The organism is Corallincola luteus (assembly GCF_004336975.1).
Lineage (GTDB): Bacteria > Pseudomonadota > Gammaproteobacteria > Enterobacterales > Neiellaceae > Corallincola > Corallincola holothuriorum.
Genome location: NZ_SJXE01000009.1, coordinates 41,747 through 56,978 on the forward strand (window position 1 = coordinate 41,747; position 15,232 = coordinate 56,978).

Sequence of the window (15,232 nt, forward strand, 5' to 3'; positions counted from 1 at the left end):
CTAATCACCGATAGATGAAAGTATCGTTTTTGCCTGAAGATGGTCAAATATCAGATCGCGAAAAGCCGCCACGCGAGCAGGGATCAATTTTCTATCCGCCCAAACCATATAAGCCACCCCTGCTGGGCACTCAACCTCGGCTAACACCTGAGTTAGCAACCCCTGCGACTGCAACGCATGTAGATTATCTTTTGGCATCAAGCAGATCCCCACGCCGTCACACGCAGCCTGAATGGAAAGCCGCAGACTATTTACAAAATACTTGGGTTTCAAAGGAATACGAATAGACTCACCGGCCTGATTAAATAACCAGCTCTGCTGAGTGTTTCCTGCCAACAGATCGTGGTTCAGCAGCTCCTCAACGGATGCAGGCGATCCGTGGGAAGCTAAATAGGATGGCGAAGCAGCAAGTGCGGTTTCAGAGCTAAACAGGCGTTTCTGCACTAAGTGTGGCGCTTCAGTCGCGCGGGTCACAATCGCTAAATCGATATGTTCATCGAAGAAGTGCTCAGTGTCAGAAGCAAAGTGAATATATATCCGTACCTGCGGATGTTGTGCCATAAAATCGATAGCTAGACCTTGCAAGAAGTAATCGGCGAACGGCTCAGGACAAGACACATGAACATCGCCCGAGTAGGTAGGCTGCACATTTGAACGTTGCCCCCACTGCTCTTGCAGCGCCATAAACAAACCTGCAAACCGCTGGTAATACTCCTCGCCAGCTGTTGTAAGCTGAAACTGCTTCGCATTGCGGTGAATGAGCTTTTCTCCAACCTGTTGCTCAAGTTGAGAGACCGCGCGCGATAGCGTAGGAGCCGACGCACCGACATGATGACTAGCCGCAGCAAAGCCACCAAACCCGACGGCTTGGCAGAACCAGTAAAGGTTCGACATCTCCTTAGCTTTCATATTTGCACGCTTAAGTTTCTATATTGCCTGTTTTTGAATGATAAGCCGCAGAGTAACCTAACACCAGTTTCGAACGCACATAGATATAGATCGACAAAAACATAGGGTGCAGGCAATGAAAAAACTTCCAAAGAAATTTCAATATCCACTGATAATTTCCATGGTTATGCCAACCATGTTGTTGGGCATGCCCGCCATCTTCGCTTTTCGCCAGCTACCCGGAGACAGCTTTCAGTTCAAGGAATGGGTCAACGTATGGCAAAGCACAGTAGTTGAGTTTGTTCCTTTCGCCTTCTTGTTGCTGGTCATTGTCGCGTCAACTGCCCGCTTACTTGTAACCAAGTTACTTATTGAAAACGACGCCTGAACCACTGTTACGGCATTGAAAAACGCGGAAGCAGCTAAAAGCAGTACGGGCGATGTAGGTAGTGAAATATCTCACCGACCGTTCTTTGACTGCTACTAATCGCCCCAACAGGTGTTTTCAGCTAGATCCTCTAACCATTCAAGAACAGCTTGCGATGCGCCCGGCGGAGACGGTAGCTCGTACATTTGACCATTAGACTCATCACCGATCTCTCCCACGACAAACGCCATCTTTCCGTTATTACGGCTATATAAGATTGTATTCCCGTTTATCTGCCCTGATTGCAACGAGAAGCCGACATGTTGTGGTGGCTGCCCTATTCGATGCTCTTGCGTTACACCCAAGGTAAGATTGCCCAGCTGAAATTCTCCGAATGTATGCCAAGCCATAGCGATCTTGATTGGAGATATCTTAATTGATTCAGGATCATCGGGATTAACTAATTGTTTAAGTGACCACTTTTCAAGCCCTGGCACTTCTTCAATGGCTTCACGAACCAAGGTGAACATTCTATTTTTTTGCATCATTAACCTTTACTTCAATGTCCGAGATTATCGCCATGGCGAATAGCGCATCTCAGAAAAACTACGATATGAGGGATCGCCCCGCATCCCGAAAAATGCTGTACCAGCGTTGCTTACTTGCACCGTTCCGCTGGATTTTCAACTACTGCCTTTATGTAAAGGCCAAATAGGGAGAGCGCTGTGATCACAGCGATTCCAAGGCCGACTATATCAAAGTGATAGTAAGTGACACCTGTTTGCAAACTCATGACAGGAATGAGCATAGCGGCCAGATTCAGCTTCCATGCCACCGCACTTATCGGCGTGGTTTTGGTGACAAAATACAGCCAAATCGTCGTGATAACGATAACGGGTGTTGTAATGATCATATGAATGAGCAATTGCATGCCACCCGGTTCGTGAGCCACTATCCAGCCGTGCAGTGACAGATAGATGACAGCAGCATAAACAAGATTACAGATTGAGACTGCAATGGCTGCGGTTAGATTTAGCATATGTTCCTTTTCTATTGTAGAAGGAAAATGTCCTCTTATACCGGAGGGAAGTTTTCCTGCCATCACTCATGAATCAAACCACTCTATCAGCTATTTAACTGCTCAAACAACCAGTTACAACACACTTTAGTCTGTTCTCATCGCTAAAAATGGATAACTTTGCAGCTATGTTGATATCCATTCGCAAGCACACTAGTAGCGACGGAAAAATACGGGTTTGGTTCATGGGCTCAAATCGACATACGAATAGCAACCATTCTAACCTAGATTATCAAACAGGTTATTTTTCAATTGTTTAATGGCAGTTCTCTGCTGCCCTAGCTACTTTTATAACTGGCTATCAATTCCTACTAATTTCCGGAGGCTCAATGCGCGGCGACACAGATATCATCAGCTGTTTAAATCAGGTTTTAACCACTGAACTGACCTCAATTAATCAGTACTTTCTCCATGCTCGGATGTTTAAGAACTGGGGACTGTCAGCGCTGAATGAGAAGGCTTATAAGAAGTCGATTAAGGATATGAAGCAAGCCGATGCGCTGATTGAACGCGTGCTGTTTTTGGAGGGGTTACCTAACTTGCAGAAGCTGGCACATCTACGGATCGGTGAGCACACCGAAGAGATGATCAGCTGCGACATGGAGCTGGAGCATGACCAACTGATCCAGCTACGCTCTGCTATCTCTTTGTGTGAAACAAAGAAGGATTATGTCAGCCGTCAGTTGCTTGAAGAGATCCTTGAGGATGAAGAGGAGTATCTTGATTGGCTAGAAACCCAGCAGCATCTGATCAAAGAGATCGGTCTCGAAAACTATCAACAAGCCCAGCTTTAGCAGCGGATAAGGAGAACAAAGATGAAAGGTAATGCAAAAGTCATCGGCGCACTAAACACCCTACTCGCGGCTGAACTAACCGCAATGGATCAGTATTTTGTTCACTCTCGCATGTATCAGGACTGGGGATTAGAAAAACTGTACGAACGCATCGCCCATGAGTTTGAAGATGAAAAAGGCCATGCCTCACTGCTGATTGAGCGAATTCTGTTTTTAGAAGGTGTGCCCTGCATGACCAAGCGCGACGGCCTGCGCATCGGTAGCAACGTAGAAGAGATGCTGCAAAACGACCTGCAGCTTGAGTACGATGTCGCCACCAGTCTAAAAGCAGCGATCGCGCTGTCTGAAGCAGAGCAGGATTATCAAAGCCGTGAGATCCTCGAAAAGCTGTTAGAAGACACCGAAGAAGATCACGCATACTGGCTGGAGCAACAGCTGGGATTGATCAAGCGGATTGGCTTACAGAACTATCAGCAATCGCAAATGGCGTAATTTTAGTCGCAAAATAGCGGCTGCAAATAAAAAAACAGGCTTAACCGCCTGTTTTTTTTTGGGTAAAAACCGGCAGGCTCATCGCTCTTATAAAACACAATACGCTTATCTAACGTAACAAAGCCCCGATCAAGGTCGAGGCTAATATTTGTTAAGACAAATCTCAGATCTAAGCAGAATGTCTCTTTCTTGCAAAAGCAAACCCTGCGACGGCTAAACCTAGCAAAGCGATACTAGCAGGCGCAGGAACTGTGGCAGAGTTCCACTGAATATTATCTACACCGTATGGGTTAAATCCGCTACCGAAGCCCATCCAGCGCACTTCATCCACCGCTGTCGAAAGCGCTAGCGTTGCTCATCACTTTATCGTGCCAAACATGATATTTAGAAGTTCAGCTAATGCACTTAATGAATACCTTGAACGCCTTTCTGAAAGCTAATAGTCAAAAAATAACTCCGAATTAACCTTTGCTTTATAAGGAAAAAATGCTTTTAGTCAATTTTTTGACGCAAGCACAACCTTTCGGCATACTCAGTAGTCTGACCACTTCAGCATTGTAGTTTCTGTGGGTTGTATTCCGGATTTGCTGTCGTGATCGACTGACTAAAAAGTCGTCCACCTTGGTCCTTTACGAAGGGCTCAGCCAATAATAGGAACATAATAATGAATAACGGGATACTAAAGGCACTGTGCCTTTTAAGCCTGCTGATTGGTCAATTTGCGTACGCCGCTCAAAATAACGGGATCGACCTATCCGCAGGCCCTGCTCCTTACGAAAACCTATTCGCCCGCAGCCATACAATGGTGGTTGCTGCAGTAGATCCTGATGAATGTGACACCACAGCAGAGTGTCGCGCCCAGTATGGCAATGAAGCCTATGACTGCGTTAACTCCTACTCAAACGAAAGCTATTGTCTATGCAATGACGGTGTCTGCAGTGAGTTGAGTGAGCCAGATGCGCCAGCACAAGAGCAACCGCAGTTAGGTGATGAATGTGACACCACGGCACAGTGCAAAAATATATATGGCGAAACCGCTTACGATTGTGTCAACTCACAATCAGACCAAAGCTATTGCCAATGTGATGATGGCGTATGTAGTGAACTAAATGAGCCGGATGAACCACCAGTAGAAGAAGAACCCGATTATGGGGATGAGTGCGACACCACTGCACAGTGTAAAAACATTTACGGCCAGAGCGCCAATGACTGTGTTAATTCACGCTCCGATCAAAGCTACTGCCAATGCGGTAATGAAGTGTGTCGTGATATGGATGGCGACACGGATCCTGAACCAGATCCTGATCCAACCCCTGGCGGCGAGGAAGAGATAACCGGTGAGATGCGCCAGTGGCACAAAGTAACAATCACCTTTGACGGCCCTAATAGCAGCGAGACAGCGTCTACTAACCCATTTACCGACTACCGTATGGATGTCACTTTCAGCAACGGCGACAACTATTTTGTCGTGCCCGGTTACTACGCCGCCGATGGTAAAGCAGCTAACAGCGGCGCTTCCTCTGGTAATAAGTGGCGCGTCCATTTTTCCCCGAATGTAACGGGTACCTGGGATTACTCAGTCTCTTTCCGCAAAGGTAAAAATGTTGTCTTTGAAAATGATCGATATGCTGGTCAGTCTGGCGGTGATATCGACGGTGTAGAAGGCAGCTTTGATATTTCTAAGAGTAATAAAACAGGCCGAGATTTCCGCGGTAAAGGCCTTTTGGCATATGTAGATGGCCGCTACCTCCGCTTCACTGGCACCGGCGAATACTTCCTCAAGCAAGGGGCTGACTCACCAGAGAACCTGCTGGCTTACACTGACTTTGATGGCGGTTTTAAATCTGACGGTAAAAAAGACCACCTGATTAAACAGTGGACACCGCACGTTGCTGATTGGAAAAACGGTGATCCCACCTGGAAGAATGGTAAAGGTAAAGGCCTGATTGGTGCGGTGAACTATATCGCCAGCGAAGGCCTGAATGCGATGTCGTTCCTAACCATGAATATCAATGGTGATGACCAAAACGTATTCCCTTACACCAGCTACGGTGAGCGTTACCGTATGGACGTTTCTCGCCTGGATCAGTGGGAGATCGTTTTTGCTCACATGCAAAGTAAAGGTATCTTCCTCCACTTTAAGACTCAGGAAACTGAAAATGATCAGCTACTAGATGGTGGCAATTTAGGTAACCAACGTAAACTCTACTATCGAGAGCTGATTGCACGATTTGGTCACAACCTGGCACTGAACTGGAATTTAGGCGAAGAAACGACCCAGACCACGGCTCAGTTGAAATCGATGGCCAAGTTCTTTGCTGATAATGACCCATACCAGCACCCGGTGGTATTGCACACCTACCCTGGTGAGAAAGAAAAGCGCTATGCGCCACTGTTAGGCAACGCATCTAAGTTGCATGGTCTTTCAATGCAGATGAGCAAAGCTAACTTTAGTGATGTGCATAGCCAGGTGGTTGAATGGGTACGCCGATCTAATGAAAGTGGCAGAGACTGGGTTGTTTCTGTCGATGAGCCTGGTGATGCTTCCCATGCCATGCGTCCAGACAATGATGCCGGTAACAGCCATGTTGATGGTCGTAAGAATGGCCTCTGGGGTACATTTATGGGCGGTGGCACAGGTAACGAATGGTACTTCGGTTATAGCCATGCCCACTCAGACTTAAGCCTGCAGGACTTCCGTAGCCGTGACAAATGGTGGGATGTAGCACGTTATGCATTGGAATTTTTCAATAACAACGACATTCCATTCTGGAATATGAAAAATGACAACAATATTAGCACCAACGCTAATGACTATGGTTTCTATAAGCATAACGACACGTACGTTGTGTACCTCAAACAGGGCGGCACAACAGAGCTTAACCTGAACGGCACGCAAGGTAGCTTCAACGTCTACTGGTATAACCCTCGCAGCGGCGGCGCTTTGCAGCAAGGTTCGGTGAAAAGTGTCTCTGCCGGTGGTTATCGTGCGTTGGGGAATGCACCCTCTAGCAGTAACTCGGACTGGGTGATCCTAGTACGTAAAGGTGATGACTCTGCACCGGTTGAGCCTGATAACGGCCTATTCATTGAGAAAGATGGCCTTGTTATCATGGAAACAGAAAGCACTAAATCAAACCTTGGTAAGTGGCAGAAAAAGCAGTCTGTTTCTGGCTTTACCGGCAGCGGCCATATCGAGTTTACAGGCAATGGCTCAAACGGTGGCCCAGCCACTTCCCCGCTGACTTATACCTTTAAGGTATCTAAAGCCGGTGATTACCAGCTGTATATCCGAGCGCACAAACGCTTAGATGGCCAGCCAAGTGATAAAAACAACGACGGCTATGTACGCATGGTGGGTGACTTTAGCGCAGGTGCCGGCGGTGCAGATCTGGCTGTTCTGAAGAAGGACACCAAGCTTTATGGCGGTAACGCATCAGGCTGGGGTTGGGCACGTAAACTAAACCCGTCCCATGACGAACACCTGAACCCAGTTTATAAGTTGAAGGCTAATACCGAGTATTCACTGATTGTCAGCGGTCGCTCTATCAAATGGAACATCGACCGATTGGTGCTTAGACACAGCAGTGTGAGTGAATCAGAAGCGTTAAACACTTCTTTACCTGAAACTAAGTAACCCCCCCCCCTTTGCAAAGCACTAGCAAATATTTGGCTAGTGCTTTTATTTATACCGCTAAACAACAACGATTTTTGATGCGTTAAGACAAGGGTTCAATACCATCTCGCCTTACGCGCCCCCATATAAACAACCCATCATGCGACGAACAGCCTTACTCCTTCAGAGAGTGACCGTAGCATTCGGCATTCGGCATACTGCACTAAACCAATCAATTTCTGGAAATGTGAATAGGTCTTGAACGCTGTGTTCTATTTGGTTCAGCGGCAAAAGGCGACGCTTCTGGATCCGCTTCTAACTCGGTTGCTACAGCATGTTCTGGTGATCTCTGCCACAAATCACCGATAGGATCTTGGTCCAGCCGCACCTCATCGATATCTTCTGCTTCAGGCTCTAATTCCCAGGAATACTTCTTCTCTTCTGGCTTGGGATCCCAACGCCAAAACAGCAGCGCTGATACGAGGCCGCCAATACCACCAAACAGGTGATATTCAAAACTAATACCCGGCTCGCGGGGGAATACAGTCAACAACATGCCACCAAACATAAAGAAGGCGATCATCATCAAAGCGATAGAGCGTTTATCACGACGAAACAGGCTGACAAAAAACAGATAGAAGAACAGCCCATGGGTAAGGCCACTGGCACCAAAGTGATAACTTTCCCTACCCCACAGCCAGACACCTAACCCGGACACGATCCAGACGATGCCAAGCACCCACCAGCGAGATCGTGGGTAGCCATAAAGCAGCGCAGATCCCAGCACCATCAAACCAACGCTGTTGGCAGAGATGTGAGCAATAGAGCCATGAATAAGCGGGCCGGTGAATACACCAATAAAACCACTAGCGGTGCTGGGGTAAACGCCCAAGTTGTGTAGGTTCCAGCCAAGCAGTAACTCCCCCAGTTTTAATAACCAGAGAAAGCCAACAATAATGGCGGTGACGGTAATGGCGTGACCTAAGGAATCGCTTCTCTTCATAACAATAACGTGGGGGCATTTATCTGTAGAAAAAGCCCCCGGCCAAAAATCAGTGATACTGACTAGAACTGTTACGAACCCATTTTCTGACAGAATTTAGTCAGTCGCCCGCAACAACGCTAAGTGCCCCATGCACCATCTAGCCCCGATTCAGCAGCCGGCACAGCACAACATGGGCGATCATGGCAGTTAATATCGCATTTAACGGCGCGATACTGAATATCCCCTCTGCTGGCGAAATCACTGAGGCGCCAATGGCCAAGCCCCATGCGATCATCGCGCCCCAGTTGACTGAACGAAAATCATGGCTGGCAGGAGATGGATATTGCCCACGGCAGCGCAAGTAAAAGTCAGCAATGATGATGCCGCCAATGGGAGGCAATGACACACTTAAAAACACCAGCCAATCGACAAAATTGTTGTACAGCCACTCCGCCAATAACGTACCAATAACCCCTGCGGCGATCACCAGGTGCACACGCTTAAGACCAGTGAGGTTGGTCAAACCTAACCCCGCTGCATACAAGGCGTTGTCATTTGTGGTCCAGATATTCAGTACCAATAGAAATATCCCCGCCCCCAATAGTCCTTGTAGAGCCAACACTTCGGCAATGTCTGCCACACCTGTGGCCATGGCGCCAACGGCACCGAAGATAAACATCAAACTATTACCAAAAGTGAAGCCGATAATAGTCGCGGCAACACCTATTTTTCGAGTTTTGGCATAGCGCACAAAATCTGGTGTGAGTGTCGCGCCACTGATAAAAGAGCCCACTGCAAGGGCAATACCCACGGCAAAAGTTAGGCTAGCCGTAGGCTCAACGTCCATCAGCGCCTGCAAACCACCCGGCGTATCAGAAATAGCCGTGCCAACGGAGGTCAAACCCAACAACAAGATGGCTGGTACCGCGATGACACTCAGCCACTCGATCGCTTTAAAGCCGACCACAACGGTATAGGTCATCACGATACCGCCGCCGATAATCAATGGCAGGTTAGGCACATCGATAAACTTGTTGATCGGGTAAGCGAACATCGCCACCCCCACGCCAAACCAACCAATTTGGGTGAACGCGAGCATAAATGAAGGTAACTTTGAGCCATTAACACCAAAGGCGTAGCGGGAGAGAACGTGGGTCGAGAGGTTGGTTTTTGCGGCGGCATACCCAAGCAAAGCGCCGTAGACGCCAAGGATCAAATTTCCCAACAAGATCACTACGATCAGATCCGGCCACAACTTAAAGCCCTGCCCCAATTTGCCACCGGTCCACATACTGGCAGCAAAGAAGGTAAAGCCAAGCATAACGGCTGACATCGCCAGTAACCCTCGACGCGCATTTTCCGGCACCGGTTGTTGGGCAAAATCCTCATGACTGGTAGCAAAGTCGTGTTCACTGTCATTCGGCGTTGGCGCTTGAGTGCTGTTGGACATTTAAGTAACTCCTATGGCATTCAAATTCGGATGGATAAGTTACGGCCGCAAAGCCACTGCCTGCGTTCGGCTACCCAGACTAAAAAAGCCCTTTACTAAAATTTACCTCGGTTTGGCTATCACCCAGTGTTAACTGTGGCTGAACCGGTGCCGTCCGCGATATCACCCGACCGCGACGCACCACAAACAAACGCGCCGGACGGAGCTGGATCGCTTCGATGGCGCTATTAGCCTGTAAAATGACTAAATCAGCATGACAACCGGGCGCCAAGCCGTAATCCCGTAATCCCATTGTTTTGGCACCGCTCACTGTGACCGCATCAAAGGCATGCTGCATGCCTTGTAAACTGGTCATCTGACCAATATGCATTCCCATTTGTGCCACATCCAGCATGTCGTGGGTGCCCATGCTGTACCAAGGATCCATCACGCAATCATGGCCAAACGCAACATTCACGCCAGCGGCAATAAGCTCAGGAACTCGGGTCATACCTCGACGTTTCGGATAGCTGTCGTGCCGCCCCTGCAAGGTAATATTAATTAGCGGGTTAGCGACTACATGCAGTTCCGCTTCGCGGATCAGTGGTATCAGTTTACTCACGTAGTAATTATCCATGGAGTGCATGGAGGTGAGGTGTGAGCCTGTTACCCTGCCCTGTAAGCCAAGGCGCTGAGTTTCACACGCTAGGGTTTCAATATGCCGAGACATCGGATCGTCACTTTCATCGCAATGCATGTCGACCATTAAACCGCGCTCTACAGCGAGTGCGCACAGCTGCTTGATTGACTCTGCGCCGTCTGCCATGGTGCGCTCAAAATGGGGGATGCCCCCTATCACATCGACGCCACGGTCCAACGCACGTTTTAGATTTTCAGCGGAGCGGGGGTAGCGCAGATAACCGTCTTGTGGAAACGCCACCAATTGCAGATCGATGTAAGGTTTCATCTCTTCACGCACTTCAAGTAACGCATCGACTGCCAGCAAGCTGTCATCACAGATGTCGACATGACTTCTTATCGCCAACGTGCCACGAGCAATCGACCATTGGCACATTGCCAACGCCCTTTGTTTAATCGCATCAAACGTGAGTTGCGGTTTTAGCTCACCCCATAGGGCGATCCCTTCCAGCAGAGTGCCGCTCTGATTGAGGCGCGGCTGGCCAAGACTCAACGCTGAATCCATATGAAAGTGGCTGTCAACGAATGGCGGGCAAGCAAAGGCACCGTTACCATCGATCTCGTTTACCGCTGACGCTGCAATATCCTTTCTAACCTCAACAATCTTGCCATCAGCAATGGCGATATCAACGCCCTGCTGGCCATCGGGCAGATTGACTCTGCGAATGAGTAGATCAAACATAGCGGTTTCCTGTCGGTACTTTTCGCTGCAAAACAATCGGTTGTACTTTACTCTCCCCAGTGTTGATGCTCTTACGTTTCAGATCCAGAAAAAGCTGGATGAAATCAAAAAAAGTTAGGTTCTATGGCTCGGCGTGGCACTAACTGCGGCCTTAACCACAAAATTAGAATGGGTTAATTGCTATAAAACGCTGCTAAAAAGCAGTAGAAGGCCCACACATGATAAATACATTTATCCATTCGCAGCCTAATCACGAAGGCTTTTTCGGTGACTTCGGCGGTAGCTTTATTCCCGAACAACTCCAAGCCATCATCGACGAGATCACTCAGGCGTATCAGGCCATTCGCCAAGATCCTGAATTTTTAGCTGAGCTGGCGCGGCTATATAAACACTTTGTTGGACGCCCAAGCCCGATTTTTCATGCGCAAAATTTATCAATGAAATATGGCGCAGATATCTACCTTAAACGTGAAGATCTGAACCACACGGGTGCCCACAAAATTAATCATTGTCTAGGTGAAGCGCTGCTAGCAAAAAAGATGGGTAAGGCCAAATTGATCGCTGAAACCGGCGCCGGCCAACACGGTGTTGCACTGGCAACAGCGGCCGCTCTGGTTGGCCTGAAATGCGATATATATATGGGCGAAGTAGACATCGCCAAAGAGTATCCCAACGTGGTGCGGATGCGGATCTTAGGCGCGAAAGTCATCCCTGCAACTCACGGTCGTAAAACCCTGAAAGAAGCCGTAGATGCCGCGTTTGACGCCTATATGACAGATCCTGTCAGTCAGTTTTATGCCATCGGCTCGGTTGTTGGCCCCCACCCTTTCCCAATGATGGTTAGAGATTTCCAATCTATTATCGGTAATGAAGCAAGAGAGCAATTTCTGCAGATGGAAGGCTGCTTACCAGACAACTTGGTTGCCTGTGTTGGCGGAGGCTCCAACGCTGTCGGTTTGTTTACTGCGTTTTTAAAGGATGAGGCAGTGGCGATGCACGGCATCGAACCAGGCGGCCGCACCCTCAACGAACCGGGCGAACATGCCGCGACATTGACCTTGGGAACCCCTGGGGTGATGCATGGTTTTAAATCGTATATGTTGCAAGATGATGAAGGCGAGCCTGGGCAAGTTTACTCAGTGGCCAGTGGTTTGGACTACCCATCGGTAGGACCACAACATGCCTATCTAAAAGAACTGGGGCGGGTGAACTACGACACCATCAGCGATGACGAAGCGATTGAGGCTTTCTTTGAGCTATCTCGACAGGAAGGCATTATCCCAGCAATAGAATCGGCTCACGCCGTAGCTTATGCGATTAAACTCGCCAAGCATGGCGAAGATGGCAGCATACTGCTTAACCTGTCTGGCCGTGGCGACAAAGATATCGATTTCGTGGTGGCAAATTACGGTGAAAAATTTGGTATTGACGAGATAACTTAAACCGCAACGGCGTATAGAAGATACCGTCAGCGGTTTGATTAAAAAAAGCAGTAAAAAACGGCGCAAAAAAGCGCCGTTTTTTTATTGTATTAGTGCCACGCTATAGAGCAGAGGAACTAAACAAACTATACCAACTTACGGCGAGCGGCGCCCATCCCTACCAAGGCTGCAGCCAGCAACAGTAAGGTTGCTGGCGCTGGAACAGAGGCAAGCGATTGCACATTGATGTTGTCAATGTTGACGCTAGTACCAGCAACACCGAAAGAGATAATCAGCTTCTCGATAGCAACACTGGCAAAAGGATTCAATATCGTATCCCAAGTAGTCTGGGCATCATCCAGGTTCAATGCACCACCAAAAAAGAACGCTAAATCACTACCTGCTTCACCAAAGATCTCAAACGTGGAGCCCAAATTATTCGCTGTCAGATCAAGGCTATCTAAAGTAAACAAACCGCCATCTACAGCAACCACTTCAACGGAGGCCGAAGGTGTTGTCGCATAAATAGAAGGACTTGGGTTACCAAAACCCGAGCCTCGCCAATCACCAAGGGTATTGGTCACTTGGAAGCCTTCTTCAGTATGACTGGCATATGCGCCAACGGGCACACTATCGAAATCGAGCAGTGCCGCATTCGCCGCAGTCCCACCAAGCATACCGAGCGCAGTGACACCGGCTAATAAACTATTTTTTGTATTCCACATAACTTCTACCCCGAGTTTATAAAAGTGCCCACTTCTCTACTAATTTGGAAGTGATACACGTTTTCAGCAAGATCTATCTAACTGATTATCAATCTCAAAAGCACAAATCACACCAAGGAATACAACCTATTGTATTTAAATAATAAAAATTTAAAAAAGATAAAAAAAGTAATCTTAAACAAAGAAGGCGTAAAGTAATCAGACACTAAAATCATGCTTAACACTAAGACTAAGCGCTGTATTTGCATGGTTTAAGCACCATTTCACTAAGTTGAATTAAATTCCATTAATAAATTGTGGTTTTTAGCGTCCAAGGCGTCAGCAGGATACAGGCAAGCTCTCAGCTATTTACCGATAAAGGCGTGTTACTCATTAAGAAGGTCATTTGCAGCAGCTAACCAATCAACCAGTCGTTCTCCAACTTCTGGTCGACTTAACAGCGCCAAATGGTTCATCGAGTAAAATGTATGGTGGTGACAATCTTCAAACGGCTGCGCTTTTTCAGCTAAATCATGATATCCCAAGGCACTGTTAAGCGGCACCAAGCCATCACCGACCAAGCGCTTAGCCAACGTACTGGCTTTTGATGCCGTTGTGGCTGCAACATTCAGACAGTTGACGCCTGTAGGCAATGCCACTGCCCGACAAGCATCTGAACGATGATGAAAGCGGTCTTCGCCATGCCACTCCTCTTCGAGCACTGTGCCATAACGCAGATCGGTTATCCCTGCACTTCGCAGTTTTGCCAGCCGGCTAAAAGGCGCAGTAAACGGCGTATGTAACAAGCTTCGGTGCAACCAACTACCAATCAGCTCTAGCGGCGCGCCGTGGTGAGGAGTACCTAAGAAAATAATATGCTTGAGACACCGCTGCCACTTCATACCGCATTGCTCCGCATGGTAACAAGCACTTCTAATCACCAAGCCGCCCATGCTATGGGCTAGCACAGTTAAATCAGCAATTGACTCCGGCCAATGTCCATGAAGTCGCTCAAGCATCTCTGCCAGTTGCCGACCATTTTCATACACGGGTAATCCGCTGTTATATCGCAGATAGATAGGTTGATAACCACAGGCTTGGCTGACTGTTTCACCATGATTAACGAGCCGCCCTTCATGCTGTTGTTGCCAATGGAGATCGTTTCGACACAAACCATGAACCATAAGTAAGATTTTGCCACCAGTAGAACTAAGCCCTGAGAACAATGCCTCGGTGCCCTCGGCATGTGAAAGGTCAATAAGTTCGCCATTCAACCGAAGCGTCATTGGTGTCGCAAACGGATTATGGGTTTGCTGCAACTGATCACCAATCACGCCGTTAAGCACGGCCATTAAATTCGCCCGTTTCGGTGATTCCTCTCCTTCTACCACTGTTTGCAGAGGTAACGCATTGAGCAGTGATACTGCACCTTTACTTAAAACGGCCGTTGTACCGCGAATAGACTTGTACACTAAGCCTGTGATCCCACCTGTGGTATGCGGCGCTTTACCCCCTTTCACACCAAAGCTACTCCAAATAGCTTGATGCACCCCCTCAGCAATATGCGAAACCTGGGTAACGGCCAACGCTGACAGTTGGGTAGCCCCAATAAGATCTTTCACCTTTAAAGGCGACTTACCTGATTTTACATCCCCGTTTTTCATCTAGTTAACCTACTTATAGCAACCTATGACAAAGCGCCTGCAGTCAGTTTTGGGTCATCACTGTTATCGCCTAATTTAGAGCAATAACTCGGCTCACTCTATTGAGCATAGCAAGCCTTACAACTTAGCCGCGGAGAAGTTGGAATATAAAAAGAGAAAGCTGCACAACTGATGACTTAAAACAGATATAACAACGACACCCATTTTAGTGAGAGGGTCTAGTTACCTAGCATGAACATAAACCTTTACGCATAGCACACAGCCACAATTGCACCGCTTCAGTGCAAAAACATCAAGAAGCTACGACTTGCACCAATTTGGAGCTTCATAAATACAAAGCAATCCTCTATCGCACCATGTTGGTGCCTTCGTGATGCAGGTAGACTTAGCTAATCAGCTAACAAAGATCCGAG

Annotated in this window: 14 protein-coding genes; 5 read left to right on the plus strand and 9 right to left on the minus strand. The window is 47.9% G+C overall.

The features are described from left to right. Entirely contained in the window at positions 1 to 894 is an 894-nt protein-coding gene (locus EZV61_RS15420; protein ID WP_240695223.1) for a LysR family transcriptional regulator, read from the minus strand. Between the two features lie 130 nt (positions 895 to 1,024). Here EZV61_RS15420 and EZV61_RS15425 point away from each other — a divergent pair, with 130 nt between their 5' ends. Next, positions 1,025 to 1,276, plus strand: a complete 252-nt coding sequence (locus tag EZV61_RS15425) for a DUF2798 domain-containing protein (RefSeq protein WP_131416754.1) — start codon at positions 1,025 to 1,027, stop codon at positions 1,274 to 1,276. A gap of 95 nt (positions 1,277 to 1,371) precedes the next feature. Here the strand turns inward: EZV61_RS15425 and EZV61_RS15430 are convergent, their stop codons facing one another. After that, positions 1,372 to 1,803 (minus strand): hypothetical protein, encoded by a 432-nt coding sequence (locus tag EZV61_RS15430; protein ID WP_131416756.1) that lies wholly within the window; start codon positions 1,801 to 1,803, stop codon positions 1,372 to 1,374. 110 nt (positions 1,804 to 1,913) lie between these two features. After that, entirely contained in the window at positions 1,914 to 2,357 is a 444-nt protein-coding gene (locus EZV61_RS15435) for a hypothetical protein (RefSeq protein WP_131416758.1), read from the minus strand. Positions 2,358 to 2,662: 305 nt separating this feature from the next. Here EZV61_RS15435 and bfr (EZV61_RS15440) point away from each other — a divergent pair, with 305 nt between their 5' ends. Both bfr (EZV61_RS15440) and bfr (EZV61_RS15445) read left to right on the plus strand, forming a co-directional pair. Next, positions 2,663 to 3,127, plus strand: a complete 465-nt coding sequence (bfr, locus tag EZV61_RS15440; protein ID WP_114338577.1) for a bacterioferritin — start codon at positions 2,663 to 2,665, stop codon at positions 3,125 to 3,127. A gap of 21 nt (positions 3,128 to 3,148) precedes the next feature. Continuing rightward, positions 3,149 to 3,619, plus strand: a complete 471-nt coding sequence (bfr, locus tag EZV61_RS15445) for a bacterioferritin (protein ID WP_131416760.1) — start codon at positions 3,149 to 3,151, stop codon at positions 3,617 to 3,619. Positions 3,620 to 3,788: 169 nt separating this feature from the next. Here the strand turns inward: bfr (EZV61_RS15445) and EZV61_RS19715 are convergent, their stop codons facing one another. Beyond that, positions 3,789 to 3,932, minus strand: coding sequence for a PEP-CTERM sorting domain-containing protein (locus EZV61_RS19715; RefSeq protein ID WP_131416762.1), 144 nt, complete (start codon positions 3,930 to 3,932; stop codon positions 3,789 to 3,791). 351 nt (positions 3,933 to 4,283) lie between these two features. On the opposite strand from EZV61_RS19715, the gene EZV61_RS15455 reads away from it, so the two are divergent. Further along, a complete protein-coding gene (locus EZV61_RS15455) occupies positions 4,284 to 7,256 on the plus strand; it encodes a DUF5060 domain-containing protein (RefSeq protein ID WP_205695398.1) in 2,973 nt (990 codons plus the stop codon). A 211-nt stretch (positions 7,257 to 7,467) separates the two neighbouring features. Here EZV61_RS15455 and EZV61_RS15460 read toward each other — a convergent pair whose 3' ends face one another. The 3 genes from EZV61_RS15460 to EZV61_RS15470 form a co-directional block, all read right to left on the minus strand. Further along, positions 7,468 to 8,238 (minus strand): rhomboid family intramembrane serine protease, encoded by a 771-nt coding sequence (locus tag EZV61_RS15460; RefSeq protein WP_131416763.1) that lies wholly within the window; start codon positions 8,236 to 8,238, stop codon positions 7,468 to 7,470. A gap of 139 nt (positions 8,239 to 8,377) precedes the next feature. Further along, positions 8,378 to 9,670 carry a cytosine permease gene (gene codB / locus EZV61_RS15465; RefSeq protein WP_131416765.1) on the minus strand — a complete coding sequence of 431 codons (1,293 nt, stop codon included), beginning with the start codon at positions 9,668 to 9,670 and terminating at the stop codon, positions 8,378 to 8,380. A gap of 79 nt (positions 9,671 to 9,749) precedes the next feature. Then, on the minus strand, positions 9,750 to 11,030 hold the full coding sequence (locus EZV61_RS15470) for an amidohydrolase family protein (RefSeq protein WP_131416767.1): 1,281 nt from the start codon (positions 11,028 to 11,030) through the stop codon (positions 9,750 to 9,752). A 218-nt stretch (positions 11,031 to 11,248) separates the two neighbouring features. On the opposite strand from EZV61_RS15470, the gene trpB reads away from it, so the two are divergent. Continuing rightward, on the plus strand, positions 11,249 to 12,472 hold the full coding sequence (trpB, locus tag EZV61_RS15475; RefSeq protein ID WP_131416769.1) for a tryptophan synthase subunit beta: 1,224 nt from the start codon (positions 11,249 to 11,251) through the stop codon (positions 12,470 to 12,472). 125 nt (positions 12,473 to 12,597) lie between these two features. Here trpB and EZV61_RS15480 read toward each other — a convergent pair whose 3' ends face one another. Both EZV61_RS15480 and EZV61_RS15485 read right to left on the minus strand, forming a co-directional pair. Beyond that, entirely contained in the window at positions 12,598 to 13,176 is a 579-nt protein-coding gene (locus tag EZV61_RS15480) for a PEP-CTERM sorting domain-containing protein (protein ID WP_131416776.1), read from the minus strand. A 365-nt stretch (positions 13,177 to 13,541) separates the two neighbouring features. Then, the gene (locus tag EZV61_RS15485) at positions 13,542 to 14,819 is read right to left on the minus strand and encodes an esterase/lipase family protein (protein ID WP_131416779.1); all 1,278 of its coding nucleotides are present in this window, start codon (positions 14,817 to 14,819) and stop codon (positions 13,542 to 13,544) included. Positions 14,820 to 15,232: the final 413 nt, after the last annotated feature.